The sequence below is a fragment of the Candidatus Stoquefichus sp. SB1 genome, from assembly GCF_001244545.1.
GTDB lineage: Bacteria > Bacillota_I > Bacilli_A > Erysipelotrichales > Coprobacillaceae > Stoquefichus.
This window is the reverse complement of record NZ_LN852694.1, coordinates 705387-720445: the sequence shown is the minus strand read 5'-3', so window position 1 is coordinate 720445 and position 15059 is coordinate 705387. Positions and strand designations below refer to the sequence as shown.

14 protein-coding genes and 1 CRISPR repeat array are annotated in these 15059 nt (G+C 26.5%); all 14 genes read right to left on the bottom strand.

Annotation, left to right across the window (positions count from 1 at the left end):
* Nucleotides 1–3 precede the first annotated feature (3 nt).
* Complete coding sequence (locus BN1865_RS07195) at nt 4–933, bottom strand: type I CRISPR-associated protein Cas7 (protein ID WP_050636566.1); 930 nt, start codon at nt 931–933, stop codon at nt 4–6.
* Entirely contained in the window at nt 926–2713 is a 1788-nt protein-coding gene (locus BN1865_RS07190) for a hypothetical protein (RefSeq protein WP_050636565.1), read from the bottom strand. Before BN1865_RS07190 ends, BN1865_RS07195 begins: the two co-directional genes overlap by 8 nt.
* 14 nt (nt 2714–2727) lie before the next feature.
* Nucleotides 2728–3423, bottom strand: coding sequence for a CRISPR-associated endoribonuclease Cas6 (cas6, locus tag BN1865_RS07185; protein WP_050636564.1), 696 nt, complete (start codon nt 3421–3423; stop codon nt 2728–2730).
* A gap of 266 nt (nt 3424–3689) precedes the next feature.
* Nucleotides 3690–4629: direct repeats of the CRISPR family, unit length 30 nt; unit sequence ATTTCAAAACATTATATGTTGATATTAAAC.
* A 260-nt stretch (nt 4630–4889) separates the two neighbouring features.
* Nucleotides 4890–5240, bottom strand: a complete 351-nt coding sequence (locus BN1865_RS07180; protein WP_198527251.1) for a hypothetical protein — start codon at nt 5238–5240, stop codon at nt 4890–4892.
* A 203-nt stretch (nt 5241–5443) separates the two neighbouring features.
* Nucleotides 5444–5581 (bottom strand): DUF3990 domain-containing protein, encoded by a 138-nt coding sequence (locus BN1865_RS19090; protein ID WP_198527250.1) that lies wholly within the window; start codon nt 5579–5581, stop codon nt 5444–5446.
* A 1625-nt stretch (nt 5582–7206) separates the two neighbouring features.
* The gene (locus BN1865_RS07175; protein WP_050636562.1) at nt 7207–8016 is read right to left on the bottom strand and encodes a DNA adenine methylase; all 810 of its coding nucleotides are present in this window, start codon (nt 8014–8016) and stop codon (nt 7207–7209) included.
* A gap of 138 nt (nt 8017–8154) precedes the next feature.
* The gene (locus BN1865_RS07170; RefSeq protein ID WP_050636561.1) at nt 8155–9114 is read right to left on the bottom strand and encodes a DUF6339 family protein; all 960 of its coding nucleotides are present in this window, start codon (nt 9112–9114) and stop codon (nt 8155–8157) included.
* Entirely contained in the window at nt 9107–10042 is a 936-nt protein-coding gene (locus BN1865_RS07165) for a hypothetical protein (RefSeq protein ID WP_050636560.1), read from the bottom strand. The genes BN1865_RS07170 and BN1865_RS07165 overlap by 8 nt, the downstream gene beginning before the upstream one ends.
* Nucleotides 10029–11960 (bottom strand): hypothetical protein, encoded by a 1932-nt coding sequence (locus BN1865_RS07160; protein WP_050636559.1) that lies wholly within the window; start codon nt 11958–11960, stop codon nt 10029–10031. The genes BN1865_RS07165 and BN1865_RS07160 overlap by 14 nt, the downstream gene beginning before the upstream one ends.
* A gap of 18 nt (nt 11961–11978) precedes the next feature.
* The gene (locus BN1865_RS07155; RefSeq protein ID WP_050636558.1) at nt 11979–12203 is read right to left on the bottom strand and encodes a hypothetical protein; all 225 of its coding nucleotides are present in this window, start codon (nt 12201–12203) and stop codon (nt 11979–11981) included.
* Nucleotides 12204–12325: 122 nt separating this feature from the next.
* On the bottom strand, nt 12326–12553 hold the full coding sequence (locus BN1865_RS07150; protein WP_157844104.1) for a hypothetical protein: 228 nt from the start codon (nt 12551–12553) through the stop codon (nt 12326–12328).
* A 78-nt stretch (nt 12554–12631) separates the two neighbouring features.
* Nucleotides 12632–12796 (bottom strand): hypothetical protein, encoded by a 165-nt coding sequence (locus tag BN1865_RS18365; protein WP_157844103.1) that lies wholly within the window; start codon nt 12794–12796, stop codon nt 12632–12634.
* Between the two features lie 160 nt (nt 12797–12956).
* Nucleotides 12957–13238: a hypothetical protein gene (locus BN1865_RS07145; RefSeq protein WP_050636556.1), complete on the bottom strand. Its 282-nt coding sequence runs from the start codon at nt 13236–13238 to the stop codon at nt 12957–12959.
* A gap of 957 nt (nt 13239–14195) precedes the next feature.
* The gene (locus BN1865_RS07140; RefSeq protein ID WP_255351757.1) at nt 14196–14969 is read right to left on the bottom strand and encodes an IS3 family transposase; all 774 of its coding nucleotides are present in this window, start codon (nt 14967–14969) and stop codon (nt 14196–14198) included.
* Between the last annotated feature and the right edge of the window lie 90 nt (nt 14970–15059).

Genomic DNA, 15059 nt, shown 5'->3' with positions numbered 1-15059 from the left:
AAATTATACCTCTTTTCTAGTCACAATATTAAAATATTTAACTCCTTCAAGATCACAATTTATGACTGTTGTTACGGGATTATAATAAACTTCTATTGTTTGAATTTGAGATTCTACTCCACTCAAGATTTCTTTTAAGTTTATATTGATAATATTTTGCTTATCACCTTTTTCAAAATCAATATATTCTGTTAAATTTGGTAAATAAAGATGACTATCAGTTTCTACAAATAATCCAAATTCATTATCACAGCCTTCTTTTGAATTTGTTGCAAAAGCAGTCGCTGAAACAAGTGATGTTTCTTTGAACTTCAAATAATCATCATCAGTATAACCATCTGTGACTTTTAATCTTGCAAATTCATTATAGGCGTCTGGATTGACAACAAATGGATAAAAATAATGAGCTTCATCACTAACAATTTTTGTTCCTAAAGTTGAGTTCTTTGCCTCCATATCATTAGCATCGCGGAAAGGAGAAAGAATCTGTTGTTCTAGAGGTTCTGTATCGCTATATTTATTAAATCCTTGTCCGAATTGCACAGCACCTGGTATAGAAATATTCATTCCGGCTTCAGCAAAGGTAGCACCAAAATTTTTAACATCGATGGCACTAAATAAATTTTTCAAAACTTCTGAAGCATCTTTACAATCTTTTAAATTATTAACATTAAATAAATACTCGTATCTTTCTTTTAAACTAAGGGGAGATAAATATGTCTCTCCATTTTTATCTGATAAAAGTTGCATTGATTTAATATAAAGGACTTTTTCACCCTGATTTTCCCACATTTTTTTCATAGGATATTTGAAAGCTTTATCACTACCATAAGTATCTCCATTACTTGTACTTTTTGGATATCCTGTAAAATCAGCATTCCAATTTGCCATAATAGAACTGACTCCTAAAACTCCATATACTCTTTTATTCATTATTATCTTCCTCCTTGTTCTTTTCATAAACTAACATTGCAGCACAAAAACCAGCTAAAATATATTCAGTATATATTTTGTGTGGCTTATACATCATAATATGATCTACCAATTGTTGCACTCTACTACTCTTAAAAGGATAAATTGAATAACTATATTTCTTATATGCATTCTCTACCTTTTTTTTCACTAAAGCAGCATTCTTTGCGTTTAAAAACGTATTAATATATGCAGCTGACTTGTTATTAGATTTATTGAGTGATAAGAAATATTCAGCAATCTGTCCCACTGCATAAGAAAATTCTTCGTCACTATCAAATGTCCATTCTTCATCTTTTCCTGAATTTATGTGTTGTCTAAGTTTTTCTCGTATATCTTCCATATTTTCGCCTATTCTCCTCTCATCTTTAAAATATGATAATAAAGACCATCTTAAATTAAATTGTCTTTGTGCTTTAAAAGTTTCGTCATTAATAATGGCATTTCTAATAAGTTGCATTGAGAGCTTATCTACTGATGATTTGACTAAGTTATCTTTGCTTTCATAAAACCAAGCAGATAAAACACCACGATTTTCTAATAAACAACTTTTTAATACTGCATCATCGATTTGCATATCCTCTATTCTGCTATAAAAATTAAACTGTAATCTTCCTTCAAAAAATACACTATCAATCAAATGGCGAATCTGCCATAAATTATCTATCATAGTATCATAAGGAAGTGTAGATTTGTCTATATCTTTTTGTGATATACCTATATAATTTTTAAGAATAAACGGTTCATTTAAAGTCTTTGAATAATTTGTTATACTATCTGCATGAACGATTTCAACTTCATTTTTTTCTTTACGACATCTCAAATAATATCCACTCAATATATCATCAGGTTCTTCTAAATCCGTATAGGCTTTTATATCTTCATTACCTTCAAAATTATTAATATAAAAATTATACTTACCTTTAGATACTTCACCTAATAAATAATCAAAGAATTGTGATTGGAGTAATGCTTTCTGTTGATTCAATAAATAAGGGACTTTAACCTTACGCGTTTTATTTTCTAAATAAGGTTTTTTGGAATTCATTCCCATATTATTATTTGGTAATCCTAAAATAACCCCATCATCGTTATAGTTATAATCGTTGCTATTGTATAAATTAGGAAGTAAATAACGTTCACTTTCTTGTTTATAATAAGCAATTGTTTTATCTCTATCTGTAAAAATAAAAAATACTTTGACATAGTTTTTCTTAGTCATATCAATGTCTTCAAAGATATCATGATTAAAAACATAATTTTCTATCTTATCAATTAAATCAATATCTACTTGTCTAAGTTTCTCTTCTATGTTCTTGTATAGTTCTCTTGATTTGGCTTTTTTTTCATACTTCACAATAGGATTTCTAAGTATATTAAAAAAGTTTTTCATGACTTCAGGAGTGAGTTTATCATTGATAATACTTTCTTTTTTTACAGCAATAGTGAGATAGTTATTTGTATGTATAATCTTTTTAGAATCAATTGGCTTATTCATTTCTAAAAGTTTACTGTAATAATCTAGTTCTTGAATAAATAAATAATCTTCATCTGTACTGCCAACAATCTCTTTAGATTTTTTATCAAAATAAATATCTAAAGTTTTTGTGATTTTCCAATCATCATTATCTCCTATTTCAATCAATCTATATGTTCCATCTTTTAATGTATGTGAATCAATAATGATTCTACCATTATTTCTCAATTTTTTTTCAAAGACTTCTACTGCCTCTTGTAGCATATCTTCACCCCTTTCTATAAATATTTAAAATTAACAAATCCAAATCCTCTACTGTTATTCTCTAACAAACCAACGCCTAATGCTAAATAAGCCAACTCTTGTGCTTGATGATTTTGAGCAACTTCCAAAACTATTTTATCACCTAATAAATTAATATTTTTATAAGGCATTTTCACTGGAACTTTATTTTTAAACTCTATCAGATCATATAATGGCAAACTCTCATCTACATCTTTACCAGTAAAGAATTTATATTTTTTGATTAAATTTTCTTTTAATCTTTTTTCAAACTCTTCTAATGTCATATGACCTCTCCAATACCCAAGACCAGGACTCTTTAAAATAATTGGTGTTATAGAATATATTCTTTGGATATCTCTTTTGGGGATTATTTTAATTTCTCCTCCTACACCTTGTATTTCTTTTGTTTCATGAAAAGATAATTTTCCTATTATGTAATTAACTATTTTTTCTTCAATCATACGAATTCGCATAGTATATACTCTATTCTTCTTGTATATCCCCGTTTCTTCAATTGGATATAATAAATCATGGACATATCCTTTATATTGTGTACTTGTATGATATGATAAAAATTCATTATTCTCAGTTAATACACTATCAATAAAATAGCTTGTTTTTTCAGCAAGCTGACAGTATTCTAAATCTTCCTTTAATTTTATTTTTACCTTATATTCATATACTTTCATCATCACTCCTCATTTCTTTAAACCTTTTTTTACTCTGTCTAAATTATATCATATTTTTCAACCCACCTAAATCTTTTTTAAGTGTTCATCAAAAATATATATTTAACATATCACCAATGTGAATCACCTCCTTTCTGATTTAATATTTTTTAACTACATTTCTAAATATTATTAAATAATCACTTATACAACGAACTATATTATTTCAAAACATTATGTTGATATTAAAATAAAGAGATTATTGATAAAATTTATGCTAGTGGCATATTTCAAAACATTATATGTTGATATTAAACAGTTAAATCTTCTTGTAATCGTTACGTTGACTATTATTTCAAAACATTATATGTTGATATTAAACAGAATTAATAAAAATTATAAATTGGTATTTCAAAACATTATATGTTGATATTAAACAGGCATCTAACACAACCTTAACAACATTGTCTACGTCATTTCAAAACATTATATGTTGATATTAAACCTTAGCTAGTGGAGAATATGTTTCAAAAGCTAAGTAATTTCAAAACATTATATGTTGATATTAAACAAAATTATAGTAATGGTGAGTTCGGCGTTCTTTATCATTTCAAAACATTATATGTTGATATTAAACCTAATACTGTTCCTGCAGCTACTTTCAGCTTTCCAGATTTCAAAACATTATATGTTGATATTAAACCTTTTATTGGAGCAATTAAAATATGATGAAGAATTAATTTCAAAACATTATATGTTGATATTAAACATGCTGATTGCAGGCATGAGTTTATCAATGTCATTCATTTCAAAACATTATATGTTGATATTAAACCATTGGTTTTCTTCATGCGTTCCTTTGTCATTTTCAATTTCAAAACATTATATGTTGATATTAAACATATTCGGGTATTGAAGGTAAAAAAACATATACAATATTTCAAAACATTATATGTTGATATTAAACGTCTTCAGAAAGATTCATTCCTCTGGTATACAGGTATTTCAAAACATTATATGTTGATATTAAACAAATATTATCAGATTTATGACACTTACAATAAATTATTTCAAAACATTATATGTTGATATTAAACTGTTACGCTCATTTTAGATATTACACCTAATTTTAATTTCAAAACATTATATGTTGATATTAAACATGATGGAATTTTTCCTTGATCAACATATTTTTTGATTTCAAAACATTATATGTTGATATTAAACCCTAGAAAAAACGTACTATCTCAAAATACAAACATATAAATTATCTTAATAAATTCAATGTTTTCCCACTTTTTTACCAAGTGTCTTTGCTAATTGCTAAATAGGCAATAAAATTTAAAATTATATTGATATAATCAACGCTTTTTTTATTTATATAAAATCATCACCTGGTAAAATAAAATATCAAATAAGCGTTTTAATATTTTAAATAACAAAAATCAGCATTCTTCAGGATATTTCTATAAAGTTAATTTTTCATGTTAACTAATTGACACTAAAGAATTTCTCCTGCAAGATAACATTGATATATATTCTCTTGATTGATAATAAAAATCAGAATTATAATTTGAAATAACATCACTAATCCATGAATTATAAACTTCTATCAAAATACCAATAATATCATTTCCATCAATATCTTCAATCAATCTTTCGTATACCTCTCCGATTGTCCAATAATCAAGAACTTTGTATTTTGATTGAGAAATATTATCATAATCTCCCATATCAATTTGACACAATAAGATAAACTCTTCCGCAACCTTCTCTATTGGTTCACAATGTAAAACATCAGCATGATTATATATTCTTTTAAGAGTTTCCTTTTTCATACAAGTAAAAATTTCTGATCTTTTTCTTTTCTGTACTCTTCCAATATATTTGATAAGGCTGCAAACATAAAAAAGTTGAATGTTATTTTTCATCTGTAACCACGTACCCTTCTTTAAACTTTAATGTTTTTAAAGCACTAATCGTATGAAAACTTATTTGATGAGTAGGATTTATATTATATACATATTCGTTTATATAACCCTTACCTATTCGCAGCCCATCTTTTTGCTTGTTTTACGTAAGAAGTGCAGTAGAATCCAAAATAAAAACCTTTATTATATTTTGTAATTCTTATCTCAGGGTATTCAACTATTTGCTTACTTCTATGATATAAAATCATTTCATTATTATTTGTCGTATATTACTCCTTTAAACTTCAATTGTTTTCTTAGTTATATTTAATTACTGATTAAATATATTTTTTTATACCAGTATACAAAAAAAGATTCTACAATTTTCAAGCTAATCCCAAACTTAAATTTATCTCGTACATTTAGTTAGGAAAACTTGTTTCCTTATTAAAAAAGCAATTAGTACTTGCCTTATCTTCATCCGAAGGACTATCAATTTATCTTTGCATTCCATAATAATGCTATCAAACATCTTCCTTACACACTGATGTAATTTCTGTAAAATAATTTTCTCTTTATCTTTCATAAAGATAGATTTTACTCTATATAAGTTTTAACAATATTAAATTTTATGCTTTCAAATATTTTTGATTATTAGAACTAATTTTCACCCTTTTCTCCTGCATTTCCAATAAATAATCATCAATACATCATCATGTTACTATTAATTTTCATTTCACTTTATTACAATATAATCTATATTTCAAAACATCATATGTTGATATTAAATTATACAAAAACATTTAATAAGGACTACATAAAAACCAAGTTTCAAAATTTTTTACTTACTTTCTACATCTTACACCTAACTATTTATATAAGTCAATATAATTTCAAATACATTCTATTGGTAGATATTATCAAAATTTATAAGTTATTCATGACTATTATACTAAAAATTCTTAATTTGAATGTGGACAAAAAATCATTATTAAAACAACAAATATGAAAAAAAATATAACTCTTAGATATAATCTTTTAATAACTTCAGAAACAACTATACATAAAAAATAATCAGTAATGTTTATTATAATCTATGACCTATTGAATACTCATTTAAAATTATAAAACCAAAATTAGAAATATGAGTTATTTTTTTGGAAACAGAAATTGTGAAAAAATTTTTTTAATTTTCTATCCAACAATAATATTAAGATTAAGATATTAACTTAAAATTCAAAGTATTAATCAATGAAATATCTTCATTCAAACTTTATGAATCTATGGGCGTGTATAACATTGTCAAAGAAAGACATAACAAATAAATTAATATTATCTTATTATTAAATATAATATAAATATTGATGAATTAAGTTAATTACTCTCACTTTCGTTTCTTCGATTTATTCCGATCTACTTAATTATTATTACAATATATTCTATTGACATTAATTTTCAATAATGATATCATATGTATTAAATACAAATGACAAACTAAACTAAGGAGAATTTATTATGAATAAATTAACAAAATTAAAAATTAATCACTTAAAAACATTCTTAAAGATTTATGGATTATTTTCAAGAAAGGACTGATGTCTACGCCATTAAATATTATCAAAAAACAAATGTTTTCAGTGCTCAATAAAATGTGAAAATAAGTATGATAAAAAAATATGTCAACTCATAAAGGTTAAATTCCCACTATTCCAAACAACTAAATAAATCAAAATGTTTTTGAGTCCGCTATACAATTATTTAAATAACCTTCTATTTTTAAAATACTTATCAATACTTTAAATTCTTTCTAATGCATTTATCTATAGATACAACAAATTGTAACAATAAATCCATTCATTAGTTTCGTTATTATGAAATTAGTTGATTATTAAAATCAATAATTAGTTACAATAATTTCATTTTCTTTTTTTCTCTCTTTTCTAAAACCTATCATTCTAGTAACGGTTACAACATCAATATTATATTCCTTATATAAATTTTTAATAAAGTCTTTATCACTATTAGTTAACATACATTTTACTCCTCTTTGCGTTAAAATTCTATATACATTAGCCAATCGCCTATGATCATCTTCACTAAAGCCTCCAGCTTGATAAGTATCAAATGTATCATAGTATGGACTATCAATAAAAACAAAGTCCCCTTCTTTAGCCATTAAACAAACTTGTTCAAAATCGCCTTGAAAAATTCGAGCTTTCTTTAATTGTTTTGAACATTCAATCAAATTATCTTTTACATATAAAGTGACGAACTCCTTTTTGCCTGAAGGTATATTAAATAAACCTTTCTTATTTTCTCTATACATCCCATTAAATCCCGCTTTATTTAAATATATCATCATTGCCGCATCTTCGTAATTAAGTTCTACGGAAAAACGACGTTTATTAAATAAATCTCTAATTGAATAATAATACTCATCATGATCAGAGACCAAATTATGCTCACTTTGTATTTTATCAAGTTCCTTAATTACTAGATCAAGATTGTTTTTAACTTGATTATAGCAGTTTATTAATTCTACATTCATATCATTAATTATAGCATGTGATGGACATAATTTAAAAAAAACTGCGCCCCCACCAAAAAATGGTTCAATATAATTATTATATTCATCAGGAAGTCTATTTTCAATTTCTTTAAACAATTGTTTTTTCCCTCCTGCCCATTTTAATAATGTATTCAAAACACAATCAACTCCAATCTTAACTAAGGTTACATTATAAAGGTAACTTGAGTAAATTGAAACAAAAAACTGATAAAAATATCAGTTTTTTTATAATTTAGATATTTAGAACTTATTATAATTGATTTATATCAACATTTAATTCCTTAATCTTGAAAACAACTTTCTTTTTTTTGGTTTAGATAATTCCTTTATTATTTTATTACAAATATTCAATTGTTCTTGACTATCCTCATAATTTTCTAACGATTGAAATATATCTGTTGCTTTTTGTAGATTACTTAACGTCCTTTTTTCCATAAAGTTTAATGCTTTAATGTATTTTCTTTTATTTTCATCTTCTATAAGAATATCAAGTCTTTCACAATATTTCTTATATACAAATTCCTGTATTTCTTGTTCACTCATTGCATCTATTAATTTTACACTTCCAAGTTTAGAAATATCTTTGACCAATTCCTTATAAATTGATCTTACTTCTCTTTCTTCTCCATATTTATCTACAACCGCCTTCTCTGCTTTCAAAATGCCTAACATAATATGTTTTTGACTAGAAATTGCCCTCCATGAATAGACTCTAAATCTTTCAGGAAATTTAATAACAAATTTACTTAATTCATAAGGATCTGCTAAAGTTTCATCCACAGTCATTGCAACTCTAAAATAACATCTAGATAAAACCCCAAAAAATATACCTCGCCTATTTCCTCCACTAAATAACCAGTGATCTTTAAACACAGAAGATTCAGCATCTTTAATAGGCATTAGTATTTGACAAGTTTTATATGTTTTATCAAACATTAGCCATAACCAAAATCTCTCATCTGCCAAAACATAGTTAGGTAAATGTTTTAAAGATTCATATAATTTGATTGAGTTTTTTATATCTGTTTCTTTATCATTTTCATCATTTGGAATTTCCAAATCGAAATCTTCAATCTTATATTTTTTTGTTACGTAAGTATCATTAACAGTTTCATTATTTATCCAATCAGAATCATCTGGATTATCAATAATCTTTTGGGTAGTACTTCTGATATTTGCTCTCAATGTTTCTAGAGTGTCATCTGCCATAAATTTTATATTTATTTCACTCATTATTGTCACCTCTATCTCCTTTTAACATAAGCATACTAAAATCTTCCATCCCTTTTAAAGAAGCATTATTTAAAACTAATTGAGCTAATTTCAAAGGTGAATAATCTTTAAAATCATCTAAAGAGAGCTTTGTTTTTGTTTCTCTTTCATACGCCAAACAGATTGAACTAAACCATTTTTTATTATCTATAATATCCGAAATATCAGTGTAACTTTCATTTAATTTTGTTTCAACTTGAATTTCAAACAAGCAACTTATCAATACAGGTATAAGCAACATAGAAAAAAACTCATTATTATACATAGATTGCATTTTTAAACTTTCATAATTTCTAAAATGCTTATATGGCAAATATATTTTAATCCTCTCTGACGAATTTTCATAATCCATTATATCACTTTTTTCATCTTTTCTTATAATCATAAAAATTGATGATACCTTATTATCGTCTTTTTCATTCACAGAAACCTTAAATTTAAATCCATCATCTGCAGCCATAATCGAATATTTTTCAATGTCAATTTTATAGTCCTTATAATCATCTTCAAATCCCTGACTATAATATCCTTCAATATTTTCGTTAGCATATATATATGAAGAAACATAAACATCTCCTTTTAATAAATGAATCGGAACAGTGATATCAGTTGGTTTATCTGTAAGCTCAAACATTTCTCTATATACAGATGCCGAAGCTTCTACAATTAAACAGGCTTTTATTTTACCTTCTTCATACAATTTAATTAATTCTTTATCTTCAAGATAAAAATGAATATCTTTAAAAACAATACTGTTTTTTGTTCTATACACATCAAAATTATCCACAAAAGTATTTTTCAATTCATATTTAGAACTGTTTTTAAAATCTGATGCATATTCAAAATTATTTAATATTGGATATGGAAAAACTCTACTACCTATACGCATTTAAATTCACCTCACCCGCAAACATTTCATCTATTTCAACTACATAAGAAATCTTGTATTTTTTACCTTTCTTTATTTCAAAATGTTTAATAATACCATTTTCTACCGTACAATCTTGACCATTTATTTTTGCACTTATAATATTAAGATGATATTTATCTCCTGATTCACCAACTTGTTTAATTTCTAATTCACAATCTATTTCATTATGAGTTGATTCAAAAATTATATCATATTTCCCAGATTTACTGTCTAAGGCAATATTTCTATATCTCATTCCACTTAATAAAACTTTTTTCAATAGTGATTCATCTCCATCTTCTGCTCTATAACCACTTTCATTTGGTTCATGATCTGAATTAGGATTTGGATTTGGAGGAGTCTCTGTATCATGAGGTTCAGTATAATCTCCATCATTTTCTAAATCAATTTCAGCTTTATCAAATATATTGCTTTCTGCTTCTTCTCCTATTTTGTCAGATTTAGGTTGTGTAATATTGACTTTTCTCACTGGTGAAACATCCATTGTTTCAGATGTTATTATCATTTTGTTATTCACTCCTTTGTCTTCAAACGATGGAAGAAAATCACCTGCTCCCTCTACATCTGTTTGTTCTCCAACATTAGAACTCAAAACTTTCTGTATGAACTCACGAATAAATCCATCCATTGTTTTCATCATGGCTTTGGTTATTCTTTTTTCTTCAGGATAGTTATTCAATCTTTTTATAAACCATCCTGTGTGTTGAGGATTTTCTATTTCTCTTAATCGTTGATTAATTTCATTATCTCCAATAACAATCATTGCTGAATAAGGCAAATATGAATAACCAGTATCATACATTATTTTCATATATGGATATCTAACTTTTATACATTGCTTACTTGCATCTTTCTCATTATTTGAATTATATTGCTTAACAAAAACTTTAAACGTTCCTTGTTCTATCTCAAACTCTTTCACACTAACACCTGTTTGTTCATCACCGACATATAATTCATATTGAGATTTTATACTTTTTTTAAGTTTCAAATTAATCACATCTAAAATATCTGTCGAATAAATAATATTAGAAATTGTATTTTTATTTATTACTATATCATCTACCACGACATTCAATTTTTCTTCTAAAATTGCAATCATAAAACTATCCAAAATTTCACAAGTTATTATTTCTTTCCAATCATCACTATTGTTGTATCCTATAATAAATAAATCTGTACCATATTGATGTTCACTTCTCTTGAAAGTAGGATCAAGCATAAATTCTTCATGAATTGGTGCGTTCACATCACCCATTCCATAATATCCAATACCCTGAGTCAATAATCTTGGATTATCCTTCTTATAAGGAGCAGACCTCAACTTGCTAATTCCAATACCTCCTGTTTCACCATCAATAGTTTTCGTAGAATAGAACACAGTATTTGTCAAACTAGCCTCAAAAGATGCAAACTTCCCAATACCTTTTGAGCCACCAGCAGAACCATTTTTATCACTTGTTCCTGATCCCTTAGTCAAATTATAAAATGGTTTATCTATCTCATCATTAGCAACTCCCAAAAGACCAGTAGTATTAAAATCACTGATTCTCAAGCAAGTAATTTCTTCCTGCATTATACAATCAAGCATACTTTTCAATTGTTTTTCTTCAGGTTGTTTACCCTTTCTAAATTCATAACAATTAGTAATTTGTTCAGTAAGTTCATCAACCCCAAAAATATTTTGTCTATTTATTATAAAAGTTTTAAATTCGACAAGAGCCGGCTTACCTTCTAATCGTGCATCAATTGAATTTTGGCAAATTTCCCTTGCCAAAGAAGCGTCTGGATTATCTTTAAAAGTTTCAACTCCACCTTCATTTAAACCTACACCTTGCCCATAACCATTATGATGAAATCTCCAAGCTACATTCATTTTTATTCCTCCTAATTATCACAATCTAAATTTTTTCTTTTTTGGCTTTACTTCTTTAATAAACTTTGCTTTTTGTTTTTTCAATTCTTCTTCTAAGGTATTAAAAATCATATTTACTTGTTCTTCTGAATAACTATAATTAGATTTATTGGATAAATTCCCCAACAAGTTCATCATATCAATTATTTTATTAGTACGATTTTCAGCAAGTCTTTTGAAATTCTCTGATTTTTTTTCTTTCATAAACCTTCCACACCTTTCACAACAATTATATTATATAGTACAATATTTGTCAAATATTGTACTATATAATATTTTTAGGTTTTAAACTGTATTTTGATTCTATTGTCAACTTCCACTCAAAATTATACATCTATACGAAAACCCCACTGCCAATCATCTAATAACAGTGGTGTTACATTGTTTGTAAATTCTAAATAATCTTTCTCATTTATATCTAATTGTTTTAATATTTTCTTCTGCTTATTTGTCAACTTATATCTTATATGATATTTATGATCAGATAATTTTATGATTTCTAATCTTTCATATTCTTTTAGTGTCTTTAATGCAATATATTCTTTTCGATTCATTAAATATACTGGTTTTAATGATTTATGTATTTCATTTCTTATTGTCAAAGCTATAAACGATACAAATCCTTTACTTTCCTAATATTCATCTGAATGTATTCTAAACACATCATTTCCTAAATATAACTTTTCCATCCTAAATACTTTTTCTACCGTATCTCTATCTCGATATATTTCTAATGCTTTATTTGCTGCCATTTCTGTTGTAGTAATAATTGTAAAGAATCCCACCCTATCTATCAATTTCTTTATTTATTTTTCTTTCATAATTCATAAAATAGTCATTATTATCAAATTTCAGTTTATAAATTTTTTATATGGAGCTACATCTTCCTGCCTTTTTATTATCTAATTCTTTTTTCTTCTAACTGCTGATTCATCTTTTCAAATCTTTAATTAATGACTAGTTTTTTTGTACTGATATCATTATAATAAACATGAATATACTACTCACGATCTGTATTAAACAGTTATTTATAATTGTCTTTTTATATAATTCATATTCGCTCAAATAATAATATCCATCTTTCAATATGGGTATACACTCTTTAATCGCTTCTCTAATAAATACTGTATTGCCCTTTGGCATCAGAAGATAGTCATAATCATTTCCTTCAAAACATTTAATAATATTAATTGAAAAATATCCCCCTATCCAATATAAAATTAATAACTTTATATCCATTCCTCATAGTTCGCTCAACCATTTTTTAACATTCAGCATTACCAATGATACTCCCAGATAAAACTCATAAAATAATAGAACCTTATCAGTTTGGTAATAACCTACAGATAAATTCATTTGTGATAAATCCGAATTATCCTTTGTATGACCATATTTAGTTAAAGTCAGCGTTTCTGAACCAGTGTTTATATTAGGGAAATCATAATCTATATAAATACTCTCACTATTATCTATCGTTACCTATGATTTAATAAATAAATCCATTTATGATACTGTTAGGCTTTCAACATTTTATCGATACTACTATTAGTAAAATTTACCCCATTAAACAAAGAATGATTAAAGCCGTAATCCTTAAAATAATACATTATGTCATTCTCACTCATAATCATATAAGTTGCATATCCAGAATTTTATGAGTCTTGTCAGAGAATATCGATTCAAGAGCTTCATATAAGCATAAAGCACAAATATTTTTTCTAAAAATTTTTTGATTATATTGATGATTATAAAATATTTGAAATGTTAACAAATCCTGTGAATTACCATAATAATCTGTATAATTCTCTTAACCTATCACAACTTTCTAAAACATTAGAAAATGAATTATTTACACTTTTGGATTCGTTTTAAAATCATTTTTATATTATTTATTAATTTTATTATAAGTAATTCTAAAGTATAAAAACCAATGCTTTTTGAACCGCCCTGTCTAGTAGACAGTCTAAATAATTAAAATTGTTGTTGATGGAGTTGTCGAACAGACAACTTCATTTTTCTTTATGCAGCTGATGTTGTGCTGCTTATGTAATGTTCTAATTTATATTTTTTTATTCTGTTATTTTCAGGTATTGGATATTGATTTAGTGTTTGTAAAGATAATGCTTCTCTTCTGACTTCATAGGGTGTCTTAACTCCAAATCTTCTCTAATATCTTTCATACATGTAATAGTCAATCTAGTCATCTATAGCCTTAATAAGTTCTTCTTTTGTATTGTAATGTTTTCCGTAATGATACATCTCACATTTCATGATTCTCCAGAATCTTTCCATTGGTTCATTATCTATGCAGCAGTGAATTCTTGACATGCTTTGTATCATTCCATGTGCCTTAATCATATTTATAAAAACTGAACTTGTATATTGAAAACCGCCATCACTGTGGAATAAAGGCTGTGGATTGTCTTTAACTGTCTTATCAAATGTGTTGAAGACATGTGTGTTATTATTGCGATCACCAACTTCATAGTTGACAACTGTTCTGTCATAAAACTCAATAAAGGCACTTAGATATAACTTATATTCATTATGTGGTCCATATTTGAATTCCGTGACATCCGTCACCCATTTTTCATTTGGCCTAGATGCATTGAAATCTCTTTTGAGATTATTCCTGGCTGTGTTGTTGTATTTTCTGACTATGCAGCTTCTTCGTTCAGGACGAATAATACTATGAATACCTAATATTCTCATAATCTTATAGATACGTTTATCACTGTAATTCTTATTATAATCTCTATTGATTCTGTCAGCCATCATACGGCAGCCTAGTAATCCGTTATATTTTTTATGATATTCTCTGATACATTCAGCTATTTCTTCATTTTCTTTATCTACTGCACTTTTTTCATGTTGTAGCCATTTATAGTAGTTTGCGCGTTTTACACCTAGTATTCTGCACATAAGTGATATATTTAGTGTGTTCTCTTTATCTGTCGCTTCTTCGCTAATTGTTTTGATTGTTTCATATTCTGCTTCTTGTTTGCTTGTTCGATAGACCTCCTCCTTTCGATCTCGTCCAACCTTTTTAGAAGTCTAAGC

Bases quoted from the DNA above. Each gene is read 5' to 3' on its own strand.
- BN1865_RS07195 (WP_050636566.1), bottom strand. From the start codon at position 933: ATGAATAAAAGAGTATATGGAGTTTTAGGAGTCAGTTCTATTATGGCA.
- BN1865_RS07190 (WP_050636565.1), bottom strand. From the start codon at position 2,713: ATGCTACAAGAGGCAGTAGAAGTCTTTGAAAAAAAATTGAGAAATAAT.
- cas6 (WP_050636564.1), bottom strand. From the start codon at position 3,423: ATGAAAGTATATGAATATAAGGTAAAAATAAAATTAAAGGAAGATTTA.
- BN1865_RS07180 (WP_198527251.1), bottom strand. From the start codon at position 5,240: ATGAAAAAGGAAACTCTTAAAAGAATATATAATCATGCTGATGTTTTA.
- BN1865_RS19090 (WP_198527250.1), bottom strand. From the start codon at position 5,581: ATGATTTTATATCATAGAAGTAAGCAAATAGTTGAATACCCTGAGATA.
- BN1865_RS07170 (WP_050636561.1), bottom strand. From the start codon at position 9,114: ATGAGTGAAATAAATATAAAATTTATGGCAGATGACACTCTAGAAACA.
- BN1865_RS07165 (WP_050636560.1), bottom strand. From the start codon at position 10,042: ATGCGTATAGGTAGTAGAGTTTTTCCATATCCAATATTAAATAATTTT.
- BN1865_RS07160 (WP_050636559.1), bottom strand. From the start codon at position 11,960: ATGAATGTAGCTTGGAGATTTCATCATAATGGTTATGGGCAAGGTGTA.
- BN1865_RS07155 (WP_050636558.1), bottom strand. From the start codon at position 12,203: ATGAAAGAAAAAAAATCAGAGAATTTCAAAAGACTTGCTGAAAATCGT.
- BN1865_RS07150 (WP_157844104.1), bottom strand. From the start codon at position 12,553: ATGAATCGAAAAGAATATATTGCATTAAAGACACTAAAAGAATATGAA.
- BN1865_RS07145 (WP_050636556.1), bottom strand. From the start codon at position 13,238: ATGGATATAAAGTTATTAATTTTATATTGGATAGGGGGATATTTTTCA.